We start from the raw sequence: 23827 nt of genomic DNA on the forward strand, positions 1-23827 counted from the left end.
TATTTGGGCTTCAACGGCGTGTTATCAGCAGGTATGCTCAATGCATCGGTCGCTGCCTAATGGATTCCGGCAGCCACAATAAATGCAATAAACAGGATGCGCCATGACGACTTTTACTCCCCATTCCGTACCCGAAGCCTTTGCCCGTGATGCGCATATTGATCGCGATCGCTACGAAGAAATGTATCGGCAATCCATCGACGACCCAGACACCTTCTGGGCGCAACAAGCCAGTGAAATGCTGAGCTGGGACACGCCTTGGAACAATATCTGTGAGTACGATTTCCCCAAGGGAGAAGCCAGCTGGTTTGACGGTGGCAAGCTGAATGTAAGTTATAACTGCATCGACCGGCACCTGGAAAGCCGCGGCGATCAAACGGCGATTATCTGGGAGGGCGACGACCCCAGCGACAGCGCTCATATCAGCTACCGCGAACTGCACACCGCGGTGTGCAAACTCGCCAACGTGCTGAAAGCACGCGGCGTGACGAAGGGCGATCGAGTATGCATTTACATGCCGATGATTCCCGAGGCGGCTTACGCCATGCTGGCCTGCGCCCGCATCGGCGCCGTGCACTCAGTGGTATTCGGCGGGTTCTCCCCCGAGGCACTGAAAGACCGCATTCAGAACGCCGAATGCAAAATGCTGATCACCGCTGATGAGGGTGTTCGCGGCGGCAAGGCAATTCCCTTGAAAGAGAATGCCGACAAAGCACTCGCCGACTGCCCCACCGTCGACAGCTGTATTGTGGTGCGCCGCACTGGCGCCGATGTCAGCTGGCAGGAAGGCCGCGACGTTTGCTACGAAGAAGCCACCCAGGCGGCAAGCGCCGAATGCGCCCCTGAGGCCGTCGAGAGCGAGGCGCCTCTATTTATCCTCTACACCTCCGGCTCAACCGGTAAACCCAAAGGTGTGCTGCACACCAGCGCTGGCTATCTGTTGCAGTCAGCCATGAGCCACAAATACGTCTTTGACTACAAAGACGGCGAGGTCTACTGGTGTACCGCCGACGTCGGCTGGGTAACCGGACATAGCTATATCGTATACGGCCCACTGGCCAATGGCGCGACCACGCTACTCTTTGAGGGCGTGCCCACTTACCCCGATGCCTCGCGCTTTTGGCAGGTCATCGACAAGCATAATGTCAGTATTTTCTACACAGCACCCACGGCAATTCGCGCACTCATGGGGGCAGGCGATGAATTTGTGGAGCGCAGCTCGCGCAGTAGTCTGCGACTGCTGGGCACCGTCGGTGAGCCGATCAACCCAGAAGCCTGGGAGTGGTACTACCGCGTTGTTGGCGACAAACGTTGCCCGATCGTAGACACATGGTGGCAAACAGAAACCGGCGCGCATATGCTCACCCCCCTGCCCGGCGCCACCGACATGAAACCGGGAGCAGCCACCAAGCCCTTCTTTGGCGTTGAGCCCGCCCTGCTGGACACCGAAGGCAACGAAATTGAAGGCCCCGGTGAAGGCCTGCTAGTAATCAAACGCTCCTGGCCTAGCCAAATTCGCAGCGTCTACGGCGACCATCAACGGATGATCGACACCTACTTTAGCGCTTACCCCGGCTACTATTTCACCGGTGACGGCGCGCGCCGCGATGAAGACGGTGACTACTGGATTACCGGCCGCGTCGATGATGTGCTGAATATCTCCGGCCACCGCATGGGTACCGCCGAGGTTGAAAGCGCTCTGGTACTGCACGATAAGGTCGCCGAAGCGGCGGTGGTCGGCTACCCCCACGATGTGAAAGGCCAAGGTATCTATGCCTACGTCACGCTAATGCATGACGTAGAAGGCAGCGAGGAACTGGTTAAAGAACTCACCGCGCTCTGCGTGCAGGAAATCGGCCCCATCGCAAAACCGGACCTGGTTCAGTGGGCACCGGGGCTACCCAAGACCCGCTCCGGCAAAATTATGCGGCGCATCCTGCGCAAGGTTGCCGCCAATGAGCTGGAGAACCTCGGCGACACCTCAACACTGGCCGACCCCTCGGTTGTCGACCAGCTGATCGACCAGCGGCTCAACCGCTAACCCCATAAGCTGAAACAAAAACGGAGCCATAAGGCTCCGTTTTTTTGCTGGCAGACAACATTGTCTCAGTAGACAAACTCGTCTTCGCTAACATCCATCAACGCGTCAGCCCCCGCTAGCATAGCCGCCTTGTGGGTTGCAGTGCGCGGCAGCAGGCGCTGGAAGTAGAAGCGCGCCGTTTTAACCTTACCTCGGTACAGGCCGTTGTCTTCACCGGCATCCAATTTCTGCTGGGCCACCTCGGCCATTTGCGCCCAAATGTAGGCAAATGCGACATAACCGGAGTACATCAGATAATCCACCGACGCCGCGCCGACTTCGTCAGCATTGTTCATCGCTTTTTCACCCACCGCCATGGTGAGCTCGCCCCACTCTTTGTTCAGCGCCGCCAGCGGTTCAACAAATTCAGTCATCGCACTGTTGTCTTTGTGAGACTCGCAGTACTTGTGAATGATTTTGGTAAAGTGACGCAGCACTTCGCCACCGCTGCCCATTACCTTGCGGCCAATCAAGTCCAGCGACTGAATACCAGTGGTTCCTTCGTACACTGTTGAGATGCGGTTATCACGTGCGATGCGCTCCATGCCGTGCTCACTGATGTAGCCGTGACCACCAAATACCTGCATGCCAAGGTAGGTAACTTCTTGGGCCGTTTCCGTACAGAATGCCTTGGCAATGGGTGTCAGTAACTCCAACAACTTGCCCGCGTGTGCCTGCTGTTCTTCATCGCCGTGCTTGGTTAAATCCACCTGTTGAGCCAACCAGTAGATGAACGCGCGCTGGCCTTCCACAAAGGCCTTCTGAGTAAGCAGCATACGGCGCACATCGGGGTGAACAATAATCGGGTCGGCGGGGCCATCTGGGTTCTTCGGCCCTGTCAATGAGCGCATCTGCAAACGCTCGCGGGCATAATCCATCGCACCCTGATAGGCGATCTCACCCATGGCCAGCCCTTGCAAGGCGGTCCCCAAACGGGCGGAGTTCATCAGCTTAAACATAATTTCCAAGCCGCGATTCTCTTCGCCCAACAACACCGCCCGCGCGCCGTCGTAGTTCATTACGCAGGTCGCCGAGGCTTTCAAACCCATTTTCTTTTCAATGGAGCCGCAGTTGATGTTGTTGAAGTCGCCCGTTGAGCCGTCTTCATTCACCCAGTATTTCGGCGCGATAAACAGTGACACGCCCTTGGTGCCCTCAGGCGCCCCGTCAACACGCGCCAAAATGGCGTGAATGATGTTGTCGGTCATATCCTGCTCGCCACCCGAGATAAAGATCTTGGTGCCCTGCAGGGTGTAGGTACCATCGTCATTCTTGGTGGCTTTTGTGCGCAGCAGGCCGACGTCGGAGCCACAGTGCGCCTCGGTCAGACACATTGTGCCTGCCCACTCGCCGCTTAGCAGTTTGGGGAGATAGCGCTGTTTTTGCTCCTCAGTGCCGCCGTTAAGCAGGCAGGTAACGGGAGCCAATGCGAGGCCGCCGTACATACTGAATGCCCAGCTCGGGGCGCCGACCATTTCACCAATCACCGTGCCAAGCGACGAAGGCAAGCCCTGACCACCGTCTTCAGCAGGTACACCCAAGGCCTGCCAGCCGCCTTCGCCCCACTGGCGAAAGGCTTCCTTGAAACCATCTGGCGTAGAGACCTTACCATCAACGAATTTACAGCCCTGCTCATCACCAGTAGCGGCAATGGGGTTAACGACGTTCTCTGCGAACTTGGCCCCTTCGCTAATGATCGCATCCATCAGGTCACTGCTAAGCTGCTCACAGCCCTGCAGACCAGCATAGTGTTGTTCACTATTAAGGAAGTCATTCAAGACAAAATCGATATCACGCAGGGGAGCTTTATAATCGGCCATCACGAACCTCGTGGTGCATAATCTATTGGACAAAACGAGGCCGAAGCATAGCAGATACGCCCAAACGGTTGAGTAACATTGGGGGTCAATACAAGAACAGTTCGTGCGCCTAGCGGCCGGCCACCCTTACTCGGCGTCAGCCGCCAGCCAGCAGTAGGCATAGGGCGGCAGCATTAGATCGCCGCGCTCGGCGCCAATCTCCGCGCCGCTGAGCAATTCCCGCCAGCGCAAGCCAGCATCGAGATTCAGCTCGGCAAGGGGCAGTCGCTGCGTGTCCGCACTGAGGTTGTAGATTGCCAGCAGGGTTTGCTCTGCGCCTTCAACAACGCTCTCTCGGCGCAGGCCAAACAGGGCGCTGCCCAAGTGAAGCGGGTACTGAGCGGCATTGGGGTGAAACGCCGGCTGCTGAGCGCGCCGACGAATCATCGCTTTAAGGGTATCGAATATCCGCCGGTGATGACTGCCCTCCGCCAGCGCACAGGCGAGCTCGTCAGCCTGCCACTGATGACGATTAATCGCGCGGTTGTGGTTGCTGTGCGCTACGCGCTGTTCATCGTTAGGTGTCGCCAATAGGCTGTGAATATAAAACGCGGGTATGCCCTGCAGGGCCAGCATCAAAGCGTGAGCGCAGAGAAAACGCGCCTCCTGGAAGCCATCCTCGCCCGCGCCCTGGCGCTGGCGCATCGCATCGAACAAGCTAATGTTAATCTCGTAGGGGCGGCTGGCACCACTACCCAAGGCGCGCCACGACACCCGGCCACCGCTGCGCTGCATCAGCGCCACTAGGTCATCAATTTCGGCATCGCTCAACAAGCCCTCGGCCGGGCGCAAACCAATGCCGTCGTGAGAGGCAATAAAGTTGAAGTAACTGGTACCGTCCTGCGCCGCGGGCATTCCCATCATCCAGTTAGTCAACGCGGCGCTGTCACCGCTGACCAGCGCATTGAGCAGCAGTGGCGGCAATGAGAAGTTGTATACCAGATGCGCTTCATTGGCGTTGCCGAAGTAGGCCAAATTTTCTCGCAGCGGGATATTCGTCTCTGTAATCAGAATGGCATCTGGCGCGGCGTGCTCAACCAAGCTGCGAAACAGCCTGACAATTTCGTGGGTCTGACTCAAATTTAGGCAGCTGCCACCAACCTCCTTCCACAGAAAGGCGACCGCATCGAGACGAAAAATTTTTACCCCCTGATCCAGGTAGTGCCGAATAATGCGCACAAACTCCAGCAGCACCTCGGGGTTGCGAAAATTGAGGTCAACCTGGTCGTGGCTGAAGGTGCACCAGACATGGCGCTTACCGTCGAGCGTTTGCACCTCCGCCAGCAAATCGCTGGTTCGCGGCCTGACCACCGCAGACAGGTCCCATTGCGGGTCACCCTCTACGAAGTAGTCCTTTCCCGGGTGGCGGCGCTGCTTGTAATTTTCAAACCACTGACTGCGGCTGGAGCAATGATTGACGACCAAGTCAGCCATTAGATCGAAGTCGCGAGCAATGGCGCTCACGTCCTGCCACTCACCCAGCGCCGGATTCACTTCAACGTAGTTGATAACCGAAAAGCCGTCATCGGAACTCCAGGGATAGAACGGCAAGATATGCACACCACTGATCACCCCACGGCATTCGCTGCGCAAGAAATCGTGCAAGGTATGCAGCGGCCATTCCCCCTCTTTGAGCAGTGAATCGCCGTAGGCAATCATTAAACAGTCGCGCTCGTCCCACAGGTTCTTGTGTGGCTCAGGCATAAAACAGCGCTGATTGAGGTCCATCAGCGCGATCATTTTTTCTATGAGCTCGTCAGCATTTTCAGCGGGGTAGATATGCTCGACATGCGCATAGAGCTTGTCTTTCAAGTGCTGCTGGGCGTCGCTACCTGTCATTGGCTGTACTCGGCCATATCAGCGTCGACCGCCGCCAGCAGTTCGCCGGGAAGTCGCGGCTCAGCGCTACACACGCGGTTCCAGCTGGGAATGAAGGGCGTCTCCATCGGGTTGTCGAGAAAATCATTGCCCGCTTTAACAATATTGCCGGCAAACAACTCCACCGCCTCTTCCTCTCGGTGAAGATCCAGGTCCAGGCCATTCATCACGGCGTCATTGCGATAGCTCTCAACAAAGTCCAAGGCCACGCGAAAATACGTTGCTTTGATGGAGCGGAAGGTCTCGCTGTTAAACACCACCCCGGTAGTCGCCAACTTGCGAAAAATCGCCTTGGATATATCGATAGACATTTTCGACAAGCCACCGGCATCGTTATCGGCAGACAGTGATTGATGCTTGTGATCGTAGGCATCCGCGATGTCTGCCTGACAGAGACGGTTCGTCGAGTAATTGCGGTACATCTCCGACAGTACGCCGATCTCCAGCCCCCAGTCGCTGGGGATACGCAGGTCATTGAGCACGTCTCGTCGCATGGAGAACTCACCGGACAAGGGGTAGCGATAGCTATCCAAATACTCCAAGTAGTCGAGATCGCCAAAAATCTTTTTGAGTGAGCGAATCAAGGGAGTCACCAACAGGCGACTAACCCGGCCATTCATCCTGCCGTCGGCAACCCGCGCATAGAAACCCTTGCAAAACTCGTAGTTGAAAGCGGGGTTGGCAACCGGATAAAACAGCTGTGCAAGCAGGCGTCGATCATAGGTCAAAATATCGCAGTCATGCAGCGCGATCGCCTCACTGTCGCCCGACGCCAATATGTAGCCGAGGCAATACCAAACGTTTCGCCCCTTGCCCGCCTCGAGCGGCGCCAGCCCGCGCCCTTGCAGTTTGGCATCCAGGGCGCGCAGGCGCGGCCCATCATTCCATAACACCCTGTGACGCTGAGGAAGGCGGTTGAAAAAGGCCAAGGCGTGGCGGTACTGCGCCTCATCCGCTTGGTCTAAGCCGATCACCACCTCGTTGATGTAGGGGACTTTGGCGATTTCATCAATGATATTCGCCAGTGCCGGCCCCTCAAGCTCGGAGAACAGCGATGGCAACACCAGCGCCATCGGCCGATGTTGCGCGAATTGGCTGAGCTCTGTCTCAAGGGCTTCAATGGGGCGATCAACCAGGTTATGCAATGTGGTGATGATGCCGTTTTGATAAAAATCTGCCATGGGGTTTCCCTGTCGTTATTGTCCGTCTGTGCATGCCGCCTCGCTGCCCTAGCATTGTCGAGGTGGCGATCAGACGCCCGATTACCTATACATTACTAGGCATTTTCCGTGCCGTTTCTAGCGTTGTTGTCCAACAGCGCTAATACAGCGCTATTCCACCCCTCAGGGCCAACAGCATCGGTTAATTGCAGGCGCCCCTTCGGCGCAGGAATCGGCGGTGGCGCATTGGCATGGGAGCGAATCAACACCGCCTCATCCGCCAGCGCGAGCATGGGCACATCATTCCCGCCGTCACCCAAGGCAATGGTACGAGGGGCCTGGCAGCCCTCGACCAGACGAGGCGCCAGCCAGAGCATGGCCTGCCCCTTGTCGCAGTGGTCGCTGATATGAATAAATCGTCCGCCACGCTGAGCTCGCAGCCCCTCCGCCGTTAACCGTCGCTCAAAGCGCTGCCAGCTCGCGTTGTCGCCCTGCCAGACCATCGGCTCGGAATATTCCCGCTGCAAAGCCGCCTCTGCTTCATTTTGGGTCAACCCGGTTTCGTCGCACAATTCTGGTGCACTCATATCCGCAAAGCCGCGAAAGCGAAACCCCTCCTCCGCTCGCCACTGGTGCAAGTGAGGAAGGAAGTCCTCTCGACAGCGGGCCAACTGCTTTACCCGCCCCCAGCGACACTCGCGCAAGCCGTCCGGCGCATTCTCCGGGTAAATCACCGCCGCGCCATTTTCAACAATGTAGGGATAACGATTGTTCAGCTGTTGGCGGAGTACTGACATCTCGGCGGCCGTTTTGCTGCTGTTCAATATCCACGGAATGTTACGCAACGCCAGCAATGCCAGCGCTTGCGCGGCCGCCGCAAACGAGTAGCTGTCGTGGTCGAGTAGGCTGCCATCTAAGTCGGTAAACACAACACTGGGCTTCACGAGTCTGCCTCCCGGTACTGTAATGCTCGCACTCGGCGCTGAGCGTCAAGCACCATGCAGGCATCGGCCTGCGCCGGCAGCACGGCAATGGCATGCCGCGTTAAGCGCTCGTAATGGCTGATAAACCGATGTATCTGCGCGGCGCTCATAAACTGTGCGTTGGGGTCATTCGCTCGCCGAGCCATTAGCTTTTTTTCCTGTTCACTGCGCCAGTGTGCCACACAGTCAAAGCTCGGCGCCTGCAGCATCAGTAAATAATCGAGCTCAGCAAACAGCGGTTGATAAACCGCTTGCAACTGCTCATTCACCCAGCGGCGCCAGTTTCCCGATGCATCTTCGCCATGCTCCAGGGCGTTAATTGGGTCACGTAATTCGGCATCCCGCTGAGGGGGCACCCCCAGGCACCAGCCCTCGAAAATCACTACATCGACACCGCTCACCTGAGGCCATTCGACTGAGGGAAAGGCGCGATCCCGCGCTTTATCAAATCGCGGTAACGAGCACGCCTGGCCTGCCCGGAGCGCGGACAAGGTACGACGAGCCAAGGCGACATCGTGCGTGCCAGGCACGCCTCGGGTAGCGAGTAAGGGGTGAACCTGCTGCGCTAATTGTTCGCGCTGTTCAGGGGAGAGGTAGAAATCATCCAAAGAGATAGCCGCCACGCTAAGGCCACAACACTCACTCAAATACCATTGATAAAAGGCCGTTAACGTGGATTTACCACTGCCTTGCGCGCCGTGAATACCCAGCACGCGAACACCCTCGGCCGGGGCTGCCAGATACCCCTGAATAAATGGCAGAAAATACTCATGGATTTGCTGGGAATACCTGGCTGGCAACGACTCACGCTGCAAAAACGCTGCGATACCAAGTTCTAGTTGAGACACTCAATGCTTCTCCTTGAATTCTTATAAGCATAATAGCCACCAATAAAAGTGGCCGCTCAAGGTAAACAAGCAGGTTTCTTGCCAGCAACGGCAACAGGGTGAAACACGGGGGGAAAATACGAAAGTGGGGAACGCAGGGGGGACAGGCCGATGGCTACCGGCCCGTCAAACCGCTCAATCAGTGCACGTGACCGTGAGCAATTTCCTCTTCGCTTGCCTGACGCACGTCGGCAATGCTGACTTCGAAGTGAAGTGTTTGGCCTGCCAGTGGATGGTTGGCGTCGACCGTGACGTTCTCGTCATCAACCGCTTTTACAACGACCATCTGCACTTGACCACCAGCGCCCTGCGCCTGGAACTGCATACCCACCTCGATCTGCTCTACACCCTGGAAAGCGTCGCGGGGCACAGCTTGAATCAGCTCGGGGTTGAGCTCGCCATAGGCGTCGCCTGGCTGAACAGTCACTTTCAATTCATCACCCGCGACTTTGCCTTCCAGCTCGCGCTCAAGGCCGGGGATAATGCCGCCATGGCCATGCAGATACGCCAGGGGATCCTGACCTTTTGATGAATCGAGTTCCACACCGTTGTCGTCGGTGAGGGTGTAGTGAAATGCCACCACGCAATCGTTGGCAATATTCATGGGAACCTCCCGTTAAAATGAGGCGGCAAGCATGACAGCTTTAGCCGACGAGGTCACGCGAAGCGGCGGTTCAGGCCAGGGTTTGGGGAATATTTGTCCGATTAATGGGTTACGACCAAGTGTTCTCTAAGCCACTTGCAAGCGCTGTCGCGCGAGGGAAATAACTCTAGCTTCAGTACGTGATCGCGCGGCAGACGACGAATAATATCGAAAACCAAGTCACTGCGCGGGAATTGCCGAACGATGGCGATAGCCTGTAAGCCCGCAACATTTCCCAAGTCGGCCTGCGCTTCAAAGCCCAGCGAGAAATCTAAGGAACCCGTGACCAACACCGCAAACCGCGGGGGCATATGCGCGCCTATCCACGTGCGAAATTCAGTGAGGGACTGGAGCGTCAATTCACGCCCCTCGTCAATACAGAGTTCGACAATATTGCCGACTGGTCGAACGCGACCAAAACTCAACTGGTGCACCCCGGATGCCCTACAGATAAAAACTGCAGTGTACGCAGTGCAAGCAGGCGGCTATATAAGTAAATCTCGCTAGCCGTGCTCGATCATTTCCTGGCCCATATCAACGATGCGGCGGCGCAACCAAATGTGACCGGGGTCGTGCTGCAGGAGCGGACTCCAAGCCAGTTTCAGCTCGATGGGAATAATCATAAATGGCGGCTTGCGAACTGCCAGCCGTGGATCTTCGGCGTACAACTTGGCGACCTGGGTAGGCAGGGTAGCGATCAGGTCGGGGTGCCTCGCCAGCAAGGCAGCCACTTGATAGTGGCGCGTGAAAACGCGAATCTGACGTTCGTGCCCCACTTCGGCCAGTGCCTCATCCACCCAGCCCAAGCGCTGACTGTCTCTGTGGCTCATGCCACGGCCAACCCCCATACCGGTCTTGCTTACCCAGATATGCGGCGCAGCAAGAAAGGCATCCATATCAAAGTTCTCCAGCGCCTTATTCTCGCTGCTCATCAGGCAGGAAAAACTGTCGCGCCAGACGGTAGCCTGATGGAAGGATTGCGGCAAACGGTCGAAACGGTTGACCGCCATATCGATCTTGCCTTGCTCAAGGTCCTGGAAGGTCACATCGGAGGGCGTCAGGATATCCAGTGTAATATTAGGTGCCTCGTCACGGAGCTTGAACAAGAGCCTCGTCAACAAGGTCGACTCGGCGTAGTCACTGGCCATAACCCGGAACACCCGCGTGCTCTCGGTCACTTCAAAGTCTGATACGGGCAGCACCGCCTGTTCTACTGAGGACAGAATATTCCTTACCTGCGGCTGCAGCTCCAGCGCGCGCTCTGTCGGCGTCATCCCTTCACTAGTGCGCACTAAAAGCGGGTCATTAAACAGGTCACGCAAGCGCCGCAAACCGTTACTCAGGGCTGGCTGGGTAATTCCCAACTGCTCCGCCGCTCGCGTGACATTTTTCTCGCGCAGAAGCACGTCCAGGTAAACCAGCAGGTTCAGGTCGATACGCGATAAATTCATGAGACTGATGACTCCGCTACTCAATATAATACGGGGTGATTATGGGCAGTTTTTCGCCACTTCGCCAGCAAAGCACATAGAAAGCGGGCAAAAAAAAGGCCCGGTAGAACCGGGCCAAGCCTCACTGACAGGAAATCGTTGTGGACCGGAGTCCTTAAGCGCCGTGCTTCGCTTTATATTCAATACGGCGGCGGTGCAATACTGGTTCTGTGTAGCCACTGGGCTGTTTGACACCTTCAAAAACCAGCTCACAAGCGGCCTGGAAAGCCACACTATCGTCGAAGTTCGGCGCCATATTGCGGTAGCTTGCATCGCCGGCATTCTGGCGATCAACAACCGCCGCCATCCGCTGCATAGTTTCCATTACCTGCTCTTCGCTGCAGATGCCGTGGCGCAACCAGTTGGCGATGTGCTGACTAGAAATACGCAGTGTCGCGCGGTCTTCCATCAGGCCCACATCGTTGATATCTGGCACTTTAGAGCAGCCCACGCCCTGATCGATCCAGCGAACAACATAGCCGAGAATACCCTGGGCATTGTTATCCAGCTCGTTCTGAATTTCTTCGGCGCTCCAGTCGGTGTTTTCGGCGACAGGGATGGTCAAAATATCTTCCAAAGCGGCGCGCTGACGGCCCGCCAACTGCTCTTGCTGGCTGCGCACATTCACTTCATGGTAGTGCATTACGTGCAGGGTGGCTGCCGTGGGCGACGGTACCCAGGCACAGTTGGCGCCAGCTTTGGGGTGGCCGATTTTGGCTTCCATCATCTGCGCCATTTCGTCTGGCATGGCCCACATGCCCTTACCGATTTGCGCCTTGCCACTGAGGCCGCAGGCCAGACCGATATCCACGTTCCAGTCTTCGTAGGCGTTGATCCAAGCCTGTTGCTTCATGTCAGCCTTGCGGACAAAAGCGCCGGCTTCCATGCTGGTGTGAATTTCATCGCCGGTGCGATCCAGGAAGCCGGTATTGATAAAGATCACGCGCTCACTGGCGGCAGCAATACAGGCTTTAAGGTTAACCGTGGTACGGCGCTCCTCATCCATAATGCCTATTTTCAGGGTATTGCGAGCCAGACCGAGAGCGTCCTCAACGCGGCCAAACAGCTCGGCGGCAAAAGCCACTTCTTCGGGGCCGTGCATTTTCGGCTTAACGATGTAAACACTGCCGGTGCGTGAGTTGCTCAGGCTGCCGGTCTTTTTCAAGTCGTGCATCGCCGCCAGTACGGTAACCATGGCGTCCATAATGCCTTCAGGGATTTCGTTGCCCTGTGCATCGATAATCGCGTTATTGGTCATCAGGTGACCGACGTTGCGCACCAGCAGCAGGCTACGGCCGTGCAGCACTTTTTCACCGCCGTTGGGCGCGGTGAACACGCGGTCTTCAGCCATGCGACGAGTCTGCTCTTTGCCACCTTTGCTAAAGGTTTCGCTGAGGTTGCCCTTCATCAGGCCGAGCCAGTTGCTGTAGGCCACGCACTTGTCTTCAGCGTCTACCGCGGCAACTGAGTCTTCACAGTCCTGAATGGTGGTCAGGGCAGATTCCAGGCAAACATCTTTCACCTGAGCGGCATCGGTTTTGCCAATCGGGTGGTTGCCGTCAATCTGAATATCAATATGCAGGCCGTTGTTAACCAACAGGATATTGCTGGGCGCAGCGGCATCGCCGATATAACCGGCAAATTTCTCCGGCGCTTGCAGACCGGTATTGGCGCCATTCGCCAGGCTAACTACCAGACTGCCATTTTCTACTTTGTATGCCGTGGCATCGGCGTGACTGCCTTCAGCCAGAGCAACATGCTTGTCGAGGAAGGCCTTGGCATAAGCGACAACCTTATCACCGCGAACCGGGTTGTAAGCGCCAGCTCGCTCGGCACCACCCTCTTCAGAAATCACATCGGTGCCGTACAGAGCGTCGTACAGGCTACCCCAGCGGGCGTTGGCAGCGTTCAGACCAAACCGGGCATTCATCACCGGCACTACCAGCTGAGGTCCAGCCAGTTCAGCGATTTCTTGATCGACGTTTTCGGTGGTAATGGTAAAATCAGCGGGCTCGGGCAACAGGTAACCCAGCTCTTCCAGGAACGCTTTATACGCCGCCATATCCGGCTTACCCGGGTTGGCGCGGTGGTAATCGTCAATCTTGGCCTGAATTTCGTCTCTCTTGGCCAACAGAGCTTTGTTCTTTGGCGCCAGATCAGCGACAATCGCGGCCAGTGCAGACCAGAACGCGTCGGGCTCGATGCCGGTGCCCGGGGCAACCTGCTCATTCACCAGACGGTACAAGACCTCGGCAATCTGAAGACCACTGTGTTCTACCCGGTTGATTTGCTGCGCTGACATCTGCCACTCCTTCTAGCGTCGGTGAGTCTGTAAACCGCCCTTTATATAAGAAGCATGAATGTTAACAGCTAACACATGCAAATCAGAGATAACGGCTTAGGAGGACATCCTAGCTAGCCGCCAATGATTTCACAAATATATCCACATTATGCTTGTTATTCATTTATTAAATGGTGGATAGCCAGCGGGCCCCGCAGCAATTTATTAAAATAGAAATTGCTTATGCAAGCGGAGCAGCACAACACCCCAGCAACATTCCTCGCGAAAATACCGAATATAGAATCTATAAATTAGAAAAATTTATAGGTCGCGAGTACACTAGCCTGCGTTAAACCACCCACCGCAATGAAAAGGGACCGCATATGTCATCGTTAGAAGCAGACATCCAATCCATCGCCGGACTTAAAGAGCAAGCCGGTAGCCCATGGGATGCTATCAACCCCGAATCTGCCGCGCGCATGCGTGCTCAGAACAAATTCAAAACCGGCCTGGACATTGCCAAGTACACCGCTGGCATCATGCGTCGCGACATGGCCGAGTTCGACAAAGACAAAACCAAGTACACTCAGTCTCTGGGCTGCTGGCACGGTTTTGTTGGTCAGCAAAAGCTGATCTCTATCAAAAAGCACTTCGGCTCAACTGAGCGCCGCTACCTCTACCTGTCTGGCTGGATGGTTGCTGCACTGCGCTCTAGCTTTGGTCCTCTGCCTGACCAGTCTATGCACGAGAAGACCGTTGTTGCCGACCTGGTAAGAGAGCTGTACACCTTCCTGCGCCAAGCTGACGCACGTGAGCTGGGTGGCTTGTTCCGCGAGCTGGACGCAGCACGCGAAGCTGGCGACAGCGCTAAAGAAGCTGAAATCCAAAGCAAAATCGACAACCACGAAACTCACGTTGTACCCATCGTTGCTGACATCGATGCCGGTTTTGGTAACGCTGAAGCGACTTACCTGATGGCCAAGCAAATGATCGAAGCCGGTGCATGCTGCCTGCAGATCGAAAACCAGGTTGCCGATGAGAAGCAGTGTGGTCACCAGGACGGTAAAGTAACCGTACCCCACGCTGACTTCCACGCTAAGCTGCGCGCGCTGCGTTACGCCTTCCTTGAGCTGGGTGTTGATGACGGTGTTATCGTTGCACGTACTGACTCTGAAGGTGCTGGCCTGACTAAAGAAATCGCTGTTGTTCGCGAGCCAGGCGACCAAGGTGACATTTACAACTCCTTCCTGGATTGTGAAGAAGTTGCACCCGAAGACACTGCTGAAGGCGATGTACTGATCAGCCGCAACGGCAAGCTGGTTCGTCCTAAGCGCCTGCCTTCAGGTCTGTACCAGTTCCGTCAGGGCACTGGCCACGAGCGTTGCGTATTTGACTGCATCGAAGCGATCAACGCTGGCGCTGACCTGCTGTGGATCGAAACTGCAGTACCGACTGTTCACGAAATCAAAGGCATGATGGACGAGATTCGCAAGGTTCACCCCGATGCGAAACTGGTTTACAACAACTCACCTTCGTTCAACTGGACACTGAACTTCCGTCAGCAGACTTACGATGCATGGGCGGCTGAAGGTAAAGACGTTTCTGCTTACGACCGTGACAACCTGATGTCTGCTGAGTACGACGACTCTGAACTGTCTGCTGCAGCTGATGCACGTGTACGCACCTTCCAGGCAGACACTGCCCGTGAAGCGAACGTATTCCACCACCTGATCACTCTGCCGACTTACCACACTACAGCACTGTCTGTAGACAACCTGGCGAAAGAGTACTTCGGTGACAAAGCAATGCTGGGTTACGTTGAAGGCGTTCAGCGTAAAGAGATCCGTCAGGGTATCGCCTGTGTTAAGCACCAAAACATGGCCGGTTCTGACCTGGGCGACGATCACAAAGAGTACTACGCAGGTGAAATGGCACTGAAAGCAGGTGGTGCGAAAAACACCTCTAACCAGTTCAGCTAAATCTGAACACGCGTTAGGCGACGTGCCCGGCAATTAGCAACACGCGGGGCACAGCGCACTTGCGAATCGAAAGGCGACACCTTAAAAAGGCGTCGCCTTTTTTGTGGGCAGAATTAGCTAAATAAGATAATCGCAGACCTTTTAGGGCCCGCAGAGATATTGCTAAGCTGTGCAAAGCTTCCCTAAACTTCTACATGCTTTCCAACTCAAACCGACTGTGTAACTTCTACTATGACTGACGCACCAGATTTTCTTAAAGATGCCAGGGCTTTATTAAACGAACAGGGCTTTACCACCAGCAGCACGTGGTATCACGGCACCTCTTCGGCGCTGGTTGACGCCATCATGGAGCAGGGCTTAAAACGCTCCGGCGACAAGGCACTGAAGCAAGCGGCCAAAGAAACCATGGCCACTATCGGCAATAGCTATTCCGAATCCATTGAGCCGGTCTTCTTAACCCAGAGCAAGGAATTGGCTTTTTACTGGGCCGAGCAAACCGTGAGAAATCGCCGCGTAAGGTTTCAGGGAGAGGAGCAGCCAGTTGTACTTGCGGTAACACTTCCTGAAGAACTGAACGCCAAAGTGAAACCCGATGTAGGCGCCGCCAGCTTATTATTAGTCGAAGAGGGCGAGCAATTTATGGCTTATCTGGCAGGTATTTACCAAGCTAATAATTTCGACGCGCCCGAAATAGACCTAATGAAAGCCGATCGCTTGGAGTACCTACATAAATTGGGCATGGCCTATTACGATGCAGATATTAGTGCATCGTGCCTCGCTGTAGTCACAGACTAAGCCCTAACCCGAATCATTTATTTTATGCTCAGCGCCAACACTGCCGCGTTGAGCCCCCGGAGGAAAATCATGCCCATCTCTACACCCGATCTCTGCGACGAATTCGGCGACGACGTACGCGTTCTTGAACTGCCGCTGCGCCACTACGGCGCGACTCACAATTTCGGCGGCCAAGTTGTCACCATTAAGTGCTTTGAAGACAACTCCTTGGTTGCCGAGCAAGTTAAACAGCCTGGCGAAGGCCGCGTATTAGTCGTTGATGGCGGCGGCTCAGTGCGACGTTCACTGCTTGGAGACAACCTTGCTGGCGCCGCGGTTAAAAATGGTTGGAGCGGTATTATCATCTACGGCTATCTGCGCGATGTGGAAGAGATCGCCCCGATGGAGCTAGGCATATTGGCACTGGGCAGCGTGCCGCGTAAAACCGAGAAGCGCAACGAGGGCCAACTCAATGTCGCCCTACACTTTGGCGCTATCGATATCGCACCGGGCGACTATGCCTATGCCGATGAAACCGGCGTTATCTTCTCCAGCAAAGCGCTGGTAAGCTAACCGATTCGAGGGGGCGCAGGGCCCCGCTAAAATAATAAGGGGAACAGCAATGAAACTGGGACTACTACTGGGCTACTCGGGCGCGAAATTAACGCTGCCAATGGATGACATTAAACACGCCGAAGCCCTGGGCTTCGACTCAGTGTGGACAGCTGAAGCCTATGGTTCTGATGCCGTTAGCCCGGCCGCCTGGATACTTGCACAAACCGAAAAAATTAAGGTGGGTACTGCCATTATGCAGATGCCTGCTCGCAGCCCCGCCATGGCGGCGATGACGGCAATGAGTCTGGACGCCCTGTCCGATGGCCGCTTTATCGTCGGCCTGGGTGCATCGGGACCGCAGGTGGTGGAAGGCTGGCACGGCGTGCCCTACGGCAAGCCCGTCACCCGCACCCGCGAGTACATCAAAATTATGAAGCAGATTTTCGAGCGCAAAGGCCCGCTGGAATTTGATGGCAAGATGTACCAGATTCCCAACAAAGGCGAAGGCACCACCGGCCTGGGCAAAGCGCTTAAATCAATTTTACACGGCGACCCCAGTATCCCCATTTACACCGCGTCCATCACTCCCGCCGGGGTAGCCGCCTCGGCCGAAGTCGCCGACGGCGTATTCCCTGTGTGGATGAGCCCCGACAAATATTCCGTGCTTGAGCCGGCGATCAACAAGGGCCTGGAGAAGAGTGGCCGCAGCAAGGCCGACTTCGATGTTGCCCCCTTTGTCGGCGTTATCATGGACGACAACCTCGATGGCTGTCGCCACTTCATTAAAGACTTCCTCGCGCTATATATTGGCGGTATGGGCGCCAAGGGCAAGAACTTCTACACCGACTACGCCACCCGTATGGGCTACGGCGACGCGGCAGAAAAAGTGCAGGACCTCTACCTGGCCGGCAAGAAGGATGAAGCCCGCGAAGCGGTGCCCAATGAACTTGTCGACGAGGTCGCGCTGGTTGGCCCAGAAGCCCGCATTCGCGAGCGCGCCCAAGATTGGAAAGCAGCGAATCAACGCGGCGAAGTCGGCACAATGATCCTCAACTGCCAGCAGGCTGAAGCCCGTGAAGTAATGGCGGACTGCTTCCTGTAAGCGCAAACATCGCAGCCCCCACTGCCCGACTTCGCTTTTCTGCGAAAGTCGGGCAGACTCTTAGCTATACCCTCCTACGTGACAGGACACTACCAGCAATGACCGCTGTTACCCGCCGACTCGCGATGGCCATTCTCAATGGCTTCGATGCGTTTTTCGCCGAATTTAAAAATATCACCCTCGGCGCCCAAGCCCGTTTTGAAGCCGCCGATTGGCACGGTTCTCAAGAGGCGATGCGCGCGCGCCTCAACCTCTGGAAGCAAAAACGGGTCATTGTCGCCGAAGCCGCCCACACCATTACCGGCGGCAGCGTGCAGGACCGCGAGCACTGGGAAGTTGCCAAGCAAGAATACGCCGAGCTAATTCAGAATCACGACAATTACGAGATTGCACAATCCTTCTTTAACTCCATTTACTGCTACGTCTTCGAGCACGAAAAAATTCGGGATCAACACACCTTTGCCACCACGCCGGCAGGACACCGAGGGCCAATCGACAGCGACTCTATTCTCCGGCGCTACAAGTTCAACGGCGATAATGGCGCCGCCATCGTCAAACAAATGTTGGACGATTGTGAGTTCAATATTCCCTGGGAAGACCAGCAGCGCGACATTCAATTTGTCATGAACGTCGTCAACCAAGACCTGGTGCCCCGCATCCCCGAAGGCACTGGGGAGATCTGGGTCGAGACCCTGGAGTCACTATTCTTTCGCAACAAAGCGGCGTATTTGGTTGGGCGCGCCTACAGCGGCAATTTCAGCAAGCCCTTCGTGCTGCCGATCCTGCACTCCGATGACGGTTCGCTCTTCGTCGACACGCTGTTGCACGAGCCTGACGACCTCTCAATTCTTTTCAGCTTCAGCCGCAGCTACTTTATGGTCGACGCCTCGATTCCTTCGGAATACGTGGCATTTTTACGACGCCTCATGCCGCACAAAGAGGTGTTTGAACTCTACAACGCAATCGGTATGCAAAAGCACGGTAAAACGGAGTTTTACCGGTTTGCCGTCAACGATACGTTAAACAGCGAAGATCCCTACGTGATCGCCCCCGGGATCAAGGGCATGGTGATGCTGGTATTCACCCGGCCAGACTTCGGGTACGTGTACAAAGTGATCAAAGACAAGTTCACGCCTCCTAAAGAGATGAGCCGGGAACACGTTAGAAAATGCTACAGCCTGGTAAAACGCTGGGACCGCGGCGGCCGCATGGCCGACACCCAGGAATTTAACAACCTGGCCTTTGACCGCCGCCGTTTCTCGGACGAGCTCATGGCCGAGCTCTATAAAGAGGCCCCCTCGTTGGTCGAGGAGCACGGCAATGTGTTGATACTCAAGCACGTCTATATTGAGCGGAAAATGATTCCTCTCAACCTCTACCTGAAAGACTGCAACGAAGAGCAGCTTTACAGCGTTATGGACGAATACGGCAGCGCCATTAAACAGCTCGCCGCGGGGAATATTTTCCCCGGCGATATGCTGCTTAAAAACTTTGGTGTTACCCGCCACGGACGCGTGGTTTTCTATGACTACGACGAAATTTGTCCACTGACCGACTGTAACTTCCGCCGCCTGCCAGAGCCCAAAACAGAGGAGCAGGCCATGGCCACTCACCCCTGGTATGAGGTCAAACCCGAGGATGTGTTCCCGGAAGAGTTTCGCCTGTTCTTCTCAGGGAATCAGCGCGCCAAGAAGGTATTTGACGAGTTGCACAGCGACCTCTACGACCCCGATTACTGGCGCGAGCTGCAGGACAAGATTCGCAACGGTTATGTCGCCGACGTATTCCCCTATAGAAAGAAACAGCGCTTCCAACAGCGCGATGGCGGCAACAACAGCCCGGCCACCTCAAATTAACTCTGGCTGGGAATAACACCTATATAGGCAGCAATTCCAGGGATCGCGATTACCGTGTTAAGAAAACGCCTCAAGTTCGTACTACCACCGTTAATCGTTATCGGCGCACTGCTGCTGGCCAAGGTGCTTATCAGCAGCCGGCCAGAGCTTGCATCCCAACCCCGCGTGGACGAGCAACCGCTTGTGCAGGTGCACACCATCGAGCGCCAAGGGGCCGCGATGACCCTGGGCTCGCACGGCACGGTGAGAGCAAAAACCACCTTGCAATTAACCAGTGACGTCGCCGGCAGAATCACCTGGGTGAACCCTGCGCTGGAGGTCGGCGCCATTATTGCTGCCGATACCCCCATCGCCAGAGTAGACCGCAGCCAATACAAACTGGCAGAAGCCCAGGCGCTACTCGCCCTGCGCGATGCCGAGCTAGCCCTGGCAGACACCCGCAGCCGCTTTGAAACCCGCAACCCACGCCACCCGCAAATTCGACGGGCGCGCGCCCAGATTGCCGCCGCCAAAGCGCAAATCCGCAAGGCCAATGTCGACCTTTCGCGAACAGAAATCTCACTGCCGATGGAAGCGCTGGTCAGTATCAAACAAGTGGCTCTCGGGCAGTATGTGGCTCCCGGCAGTGTCCTCGCCAGCTTTCAAGCGGTCGACCAAGTAGAGATTCCCTTGCCGATTAGCCACGCCGAGTTAGAGATGCTGGAGGCAGTCGATGACGCCAGCGTTACGCTCCATGCTATCGACCAACAAACCGGTCGCTGGCAAGCGCGCCTCGGTCGCCTCAATCAACAATTGGACGATGCGACTCGGGTCGCCTATGCCGTGGCAGTGCTGGATGCCCCCTACGCGACCAAGCCGGCGTTGCGCATCGGTCAGTTTGTTCGCGCCGACATTCACGGCGTTGAATTTGACGACGCCTTTCGCATTCCCGCGAGCGCGGTTTTTGAAAACCGCTTCGTTTACCGCCTCGACCCACAGCAGCAATTGCAGAGCGTGGCGGTAACCCTACTGCAAAAGAATGCCCAATACGCCGTGGTAAGAGGAGACATAAACGTCGGCGACCAGCTGGTACTCAGCCGCCTCGACATTATGACCGATGGCATGAAAGTTAGAGTCGAGTCGCTATGACCCCCTATGATCGCCGCAGTGGCGCCATTGGCTGGATGGCCCGCAATCCCGTCGCCGCCAACCTGTTAATGGCCGTGGTGATGCTCGCCGGGCTGGTCTCCCTGTTAGATTTGCGCAAAGAGGTCTTCCCCACGATCCCACTGGAGATGATCCGTATCACTGTTCCCTACCCTGGCAGCTCCCCCAGCGAGGTAGAGGAAGGCATTCTGATCAAAATTGAAGAAGCCCTGCAGGATATGGAAGACGTCGACGACATCATTGCCGAAGCCAATGAGAATGTCGCCACAGTGCTCGTGCAAATGCAGCCCAAGACCGATATGGCGCCGGTACTCAACGATGTCACCTCCCGCGTTAACGCCATCGCTTCGTTTCCCGCCAATGCCGAAAAACCCATCATTGAAGAAATACTGGCCAAGAATCACACCATCAACCTGAGTATCGCTGGCGAAAAGCTTAGCGAGCATCAACTCAAAGCCCTTGCTGACGACGTGCGCGACGACCTGCTGGCCACCGGCGAGATTACCCAGATTGAACTCGTCGGTGTGCGCGATTACGAGGTGGCCATCGAGCTCTCCGACAGCACACTTCGCCAGTACGGCCTGAGCTTCGACCAAGTGGTAACGCTCATTCGCAGTCGATCCGAAAACTTACCCGGCGGCAATGTTCGCACCGACAGCGGTACGATTACTCTTCGCTCACAAGGTCAGGCCTACAGTGGCGATGAGTATCGCCGCATTCCGCTACTCACCCGCCCGGACGGCACCCGCTTGCTGCTAGGCGATATTGCCAATGTGCGCGATGGTTTCAGCGAGCAGCCTATTCTCAGCCGCCTGAATGGCGCCAACGGCGCGCGGCTCACAATCTTCACCGTCGGCCGCCAGAGCACCCTCGATGTCAGCCAGTTAGTCAAAGACTACGCCGCCCAGAAGCAACAGGAATTACCCGATGGCGTCAGCCTCAATGTCTGGTTCGATAACTCGCGTATCCTCAAAGGCCGAATCGACCTACTACTTAAAAATGCGCTGCAAGGGGGCATTTTAGTTCTATTGGCACTGGCGCTATTTTTACGCCTGAGCATGGCCTTTTGGGTGTTAATCGGCGTGCCATTCAGCTTTCTTGGCGCCATGATGGTAATGAACCTTGGCTTTTTCGACTACTCGATAAACCTGATGTCGCTATTCGGTTTTTTGCTGGTGCTGGGCATTGTGGTGGACGATGCCATTGTTACCGGCGAGAGTGCCTACAGCTACCTTGAGAGCGAACAGCAAGGCTTAGACAGCATTATTCACGGGGTAAAACGCGTCTCGACAGCGACAATATTTGGCGTGCTTACGACTATTATCGCCTTCACCCCAATGCTGACAATGACCTCGCACATCGGCCGCTTTGGCTCCAATATCGCGGTGGTCGTGATCTTCTGCCTGATCTTTTCTCTGATAGAAACCAAGCTGATCCTGCCCGCCCACCTTCGTCATATCAAACTGGATAAAAAATCCACCGGCCCCATCGCGGCCCTGCAAAACGGCTTTGACCGCCAGCTAAAAGCGTTTGTGTACAATATTTATCGCCCAGCGTTGCAAACCTTGCTTGCGTATCGCTATGTCAGCCTCGCCGTATTTGTGGCCGGCTTTATCGTCGTTCTCAGCCTGGTACCCGCTGGCATTGTCCGCATGGTGTTCTTCCCCGATGTTCCCTCAGACCAGATCGTAATTAGCCTGCGGCTGCCGCCCAGCGCGCCCTACCAGCTCACTCATGACTACGCACTGAAAATCGAGACGGCGGCGACGACCGTCAATGAGCGCTACCGCGAACGTACTGGTGAAGATGTCGACGCCATTAGCAATATTGAAACCCTGAGCAGCTCCGACGACCAGGCAAGAATTTGGGCGTCTCTCGTCCCCTCGGAACAACGGCAAATCGATTCCGTTATTCTCGCCCAGTGGTGGCGAGAAGCGATCGGCCCGCTCCCCGGTATTAAACAGCTGAGCTTCGATGCGAAAGCGGGCCCGGGCGAAGGCGTCGACCTCGACGTCGCGTTAGAGTCTGACGACCTCGCTGAACTGCAGCGCGCCGCACAGTGGCTCAAAGCGGAGCTTCAGCAAATAAGCGGCGTATTCGATATCCGCGATACCTTTGGCGCCGGCGCACCGGAGGTGGATATTCGCATTAAACCCGCCGGCGAATTGCTGGGTCTCGGCCAGGCTGAAATTGCCCGCCAAGTGCGCCAAGCCTTCTTTGGCGCTGAAATTCAGCGTTTCCAACGCGGCCGTCACGAAGTGCGAGTCTACGCGAGATTGCCACTCGCCGAGCGCAACACGCTGGAAACCCTGGAGCAATTGTGGATCAAGCTGCCAAGTGGTGAGCGGGTACCCTTCAGTGAAGTGGCCGAAGCGCAATATTCCTCCGGCATTTCCAGCATCAAACGGGTCGACAGAAAGCGCGTGGTCAATATCCAAACGGGCATCGACAAAGCCACGATAGAGCCCGATGCGGTGGTCGCCAAGCTCGACCGGGACGTGATGCCCACGCTACTGAAACAATTCCCTGCGGTTAGCTATTACTACACCGGCCAGGTGGAAGAGCAGCAAAAAGACACCCGCGAGCTGCAGGTGATGGGGTCGCTGGTATTACTGCTGATTTTTGCCGCACTGGCCATTCCGCTGAAGTCCTATATCCAGCCGCTGTATATCATGTCGGCAATTCCCTTTTCAGTGGCGGGCGCCATTATTGGACACTGGCTCACCGGCAATGATCTGAGCATGCTGTCTATTATCGGTGTGGTTGCACTCGCTGGGGTGGTGGTGAATGACTCGCTGGTTCTGGTGGACTTCATCAACCAGAAGGTTTCCGAGGGAGAAGAAAAACTCAAAGCCGTGGTCGAAGCCGGACAGATGCGCTTTCGCGCGGTGATACTGACCTCACTAACCACTTTTTTGGGGCTACTGCCCATTCAGCTGGAAACCTCGATACAGGCGCAATTCATCAAACCAATGGCCACCTCCGTTGGCTTCGGTATATTGTTTGCCACGGCGGTCACATTATTTTTAGTGCCAATCCTGTTTTTTATCGCCCATGACATCAGCCAGTTTTTTGCTAAACGACTGAGCCCAAAAACCCTCTGAAGCGTGCAAAAAAAAACGGCGCTCCCTGCGCCGTTTTTTTTGCCGCCGCC

General features: G+C 55.8%; 17 protein-coding genes. 8 read left to right on the top strand and 9 right to left on the bottom strand.

Translation table 11 applies throughout. The annotated features are described in order from the left end of the window. The first annotated feature begins 103 nt into the window (after positions 1-103). Positions 104-2041, top strand: coding sequence for an acetate--CoA ligase (gene acs / locus B3K78_RS15975; RefSeq protein ID WP_286696226.1), 1938 nt, complete (start codon positions 104-106; stop codon positions 2039-2041). A gap of 65 nt (positions 2042-2106) precedes the next feature. On the opposite strand, the gene B3K78_RS15980 is transcribed toward acs, so the two are convergent. The 9 genes from B3K78_RS15980 to B3K78_RS16020 form a co-directional block, all read right to left on the bottom strand. Continuing rightward, positions 2107-3900 (bottom strand): acyl-CoA dehydrogenase C-terminal domain-containing protein, encoded by a 1794-nt coding sequence (locus tag B3K78_RS15980; protein ID WP_204997382.1) that lies wholly within the window; start codon positions 3898-3900, stop codon positions 2107-2109. A gap of 126 nt (positions 3901-4026) precedes the next feature. Then, a complete protein-coding gene (locus B3K78_RS15985; RefSeq protein WP_286696227.1) occupies positions 4027-5778 on the bottom strand; it encodes an alpha-amylase family glycosyl hydrolase in 1752 nt (583 codons plus the stop codon). Beyond that, positions 5775-6998: a glycosyltransferase family protein gene (locus B3K78_RS15990; RefSeq protein ID WP_286696228.1), complete on the bottom strand. Its 1224-nt coding sequence runs from the start codon at positions 6996-6998 to the stop codon at positions 5775-5777. The genes B3K78_RS15985 and B3K78_RS15990 overlap by 4 nt, the downstream gene beginning before the upstream one ends. 95 nt (positions 6999-7093) lie before the next feature. Continuing rightward, a complete protein-coding gene (locus tag B3K78_RS15995) occupies positions 7094-7921 on the bottom strand; it encodes an HAD-IIB family hydrolase (protein ID WP_286696229.1) in 828 nt (275 codons plus the stop codon). Continuing rightward, the gene (locus B3K78_RS16000; protein WP_286696230.1) at positions 7918-8808 is read right to left on the bottom strand and encodes a phosphoribulokinase; all 891 of its coding nucleotides are present in this window, start codon (positions 8806-8808) and stop codon (positions 7918-7920) included. The genes B3K78_RS15995 and B3K78_RS16000 overlap by 4 nt, the downstream gene beginning before the upstream one ends. A gap of 178 nt (positions 8809-8986) precedes the next feature. Next, positions 8987-9451: an FKBP-type peptidyl-prolyl cis-trans isomerase gene (locus tag B3K78_RS16005; RefSeq protein WP_286696231.1), complete on the bottom strand. Its 465-nt coding sequence runs from the start codon at positions 9449-9451 to the stop codon at positions 8987-8989. Positions 9452-9552: 101 nt separating this feature from the next. After that, positions 9553-9801: a hypothetical protein gene (locus B3K78_RS16010; RefSeq protein WP_286696232.1), complete on the bottom strand. Its 249-nt coding sequence runs from the start codon at positions 9799-9801 to the stop codon at positions 9553-9555. Between the two features lie 192 nt (positions 9802-9993). Next, positions 9994-10941 (bottom strand): LysR family transcriptional regulator, encoded by a 948-nt coding sequence (locus B3K78_RS16015; RefSeq protein WP_204997376.1) that lies wholly within the window; start codon positions 10939-10941, stop codon positions 9994-9996. 154 nt (positions 10942-11095) lie between these two features. Further along, entirely contained in the window at positions 11096-13282 is a 2187-nt protein-coding gene (locus B3K78_RS16020; RefSeq protein ID WP_286696233.1) for a malate synthase G, read from the bottom strand. Between the two features lie 362 nt (positions 13283-13644). Here B3K78_RS16020 and B3K78_RS16025 point away from each other — a divergent pair, with 362 nt between their 5' ends. The 7 genes from B3K78_RS16025 to B3K78_RS16055 all read left to right on the top strand — a co-directional run bounded on the left by B3K78_RS16025 (position 13645) and on the right by B3K78_RS16055 (position 23777). After that, the gene (locus B3K78_RS16025; RefSeq protein WP_204997374.1) at positions 13645-15240 is read left to right on the top strand and encodes an isocitrate lyase; all 1596 of its coding nucleotides are present in this window, start codon (positions 13645-13647) and stop codon (positions 15238-15240) included. A gap of 231 nt (positions 15241-15471) precedes the next feature. Beyond that, a complete protein-coding gene (locus B3K78_RS16030) occupies positions 15472-16035 on the top strand; it encodes a hypothetical protein (RefSeq protein ID WP_286696234.1) in 564 nt (187 codons plus the stop codon). Positions 16036-16104: 69 nt separating this feature from the next. Then, positions 16105-16587: a ribonuclease E activity regulator RraA gene (gene rraA / locus B3K78_RS16035; protein WP_204997372.1), complete on the top strand. Its 483-nt coding sequence runs from the start codon at positions 16105-16107 to the stop codon at positions 16585-16587. A gap of 49 nt (positions 16588-16636) precedes the next feature. Next, positions 16637-17671 carry an LLM class F420-dependent oxidoreductase gene (locus B3K78_RS16040; RefSeq protein ID WP_286696235.1) on the top strand — a complete coding sequence of 345 codons (1035 nt, stop codon included), beginning with the start codon at positions 16637-16639 and terminating at the stop codon, positions 17669-17671. A gap of 98 nt (positions 17672-17769) precedes the next feature. Continuing rightward, on the top strand, positions 17770-19527 hold the full coding sequence (aceK, locus tag B3K78_RS16045) for a bifunctional isocitrate dehydrogenase kinase/phosphatase (protein ID WP_204997370.1): 1758 nt from the start codon (positions 17770-17772) through the stop codon (positions 19525-19527). A 54-nt stretch (positions 19528-19581) separates the two neighbouring features. Further along, a complete protein-coding gene (locus tag B3K78_RS16050) occupies positions 19582-20655 on the top strand; it encodes an efflux RND transporter periplasmic adaptor subunit (protein WP_286696236.1) in 1074 nt (357 codons plus the stop codon). Next, positions 20652-23777 carry an efflux RND transporter permease subunit gene (locus tag B3K78_RS16055; protein WP_286696237.1) on the top strand — a complete coding sequence of 1042 codons (3126 nt, stop codon included), beginning with the start codon at positions 20652-20654 and terminating at the stop codon, positions 23775-23777. The genes B3K78_RS16050 and B3K78_RS16055 overlap by 4 nt, the downstream gene beginning before the upstream one ends. The last annotated feature ends 50 nt before the right edge of the window (positions 23778-23827 follow it).

Origin of the sequence: Spongiibacter sp. UBA1325 (assembly GCF_002306875.1) — a bacterium.
Taxonomy (GTDB): domain Bacteria; phylum Pseudomonadota; class Gammaproteobacteria; order Pseudomonadales; family Spongiibacteraceae; genus Spongiibacter; species Spongiibacter marinus.

Excerpts from the sequence above, each read along its gene's own strand:
- B3K78_RS15980 (WP_204997382.1), bottom strand. The coding sequence starts at position 3,900 with ATGGCCGATTATAAAGCTCCCCTGCGTGATATCGATTTTGTCTTGAAT.
- rraA (WP_204997372.1), top strand. The coding sequence starts at position 16,105 with ATGCCCATCTCTACACCCGATCTCTGCGACGAATTCGGCGACGACGTA.
- B3K78_RS16025 (WP_204997374.1), top strand. The coding sequence starts at position 13,645 with ATGTCATCGTTAGAAGCAGACATCCAATCCATCGCCGGACTTAAAGAG.
- aceK (WP_204997370.1), top strand. The coding sequence starts at position 17,770 with ATGACCGCTGTTACCCGCCGACTCGCGATGGCCATTCTCAATGGCTTC.
- B3K78_RS16040 (WP_286696235.1), top strand. The coding sequence starts at position 16,637 with ATGAAACTGGGACTACTACTGGGCTACTCGGGCGCGAAATTAACGCTG.
- B3K78_RS16010 (WP_286696232.1), bottom strand. The coding sequence starts at position 9,801 with ATGCCCCCGCGGTTTGCGGTGTTGGTCACGGGTTCCTTAGATTTCTCG.
- B3K78_RS16015 (WP_204997376.1), bottom strand. The coding sequence starts at position 10,941 with ATGAATTTATCGCGTATCGACCTGAACCTGCTGGTTTACCTGGACGTG.
- acs (WP_286696226.1), top strand. The coding sequence starts at position 104 with ATGACGACTTTTACTCCCCATTCCGTACCCGAAGCCTTTGCCCGTGAT.
- B3K78_RS16020 (WP_286696233.1), bottom strand. The coding sequence starts at position 13,282 with ATGTCAGCGCAGCAAATCAACCGGGTAGAACACAGTGGTCTTCAGATT.
- B3K78_RS16005 (WP_286696231.1), bottom strand. The coding sequence starts at position 9,451 with ATGAATATTGCCAACGATTGCGTGGTGGCATTTCACTACACCCTCACC.
- B3K78_RS16055 (WP_286696237.1), top strand. The coding sequence starts at position 20,652 with ATGACCCCCTATGATCGCCGCAGTGGCGCCATTGGCTGGATGGCCCGC.
- B3K78_RS15985 (WP_286696227.1), bottom strand. The coding sequence starts at position 5,778 with ATGACAGGTAGCGACGCCCAGCAGCACTTGAAAGACAAGCTCTATGCG.
- B3K78_RS16030 (WP_286696234.1), top strand. The coding sequence starts at position 15,472 with ATGACTGACGCACCAGATTTTCTTAAAGATGCCAGGGCTTTATTAAAC.
- B3K78_RS15990 (WP_286696228.1), bottom strand. The coding sequence starts at position 6,998 with ATGGCAGATTTTTATCAAAACGGCATCATCACCACATTGCATAACCTG.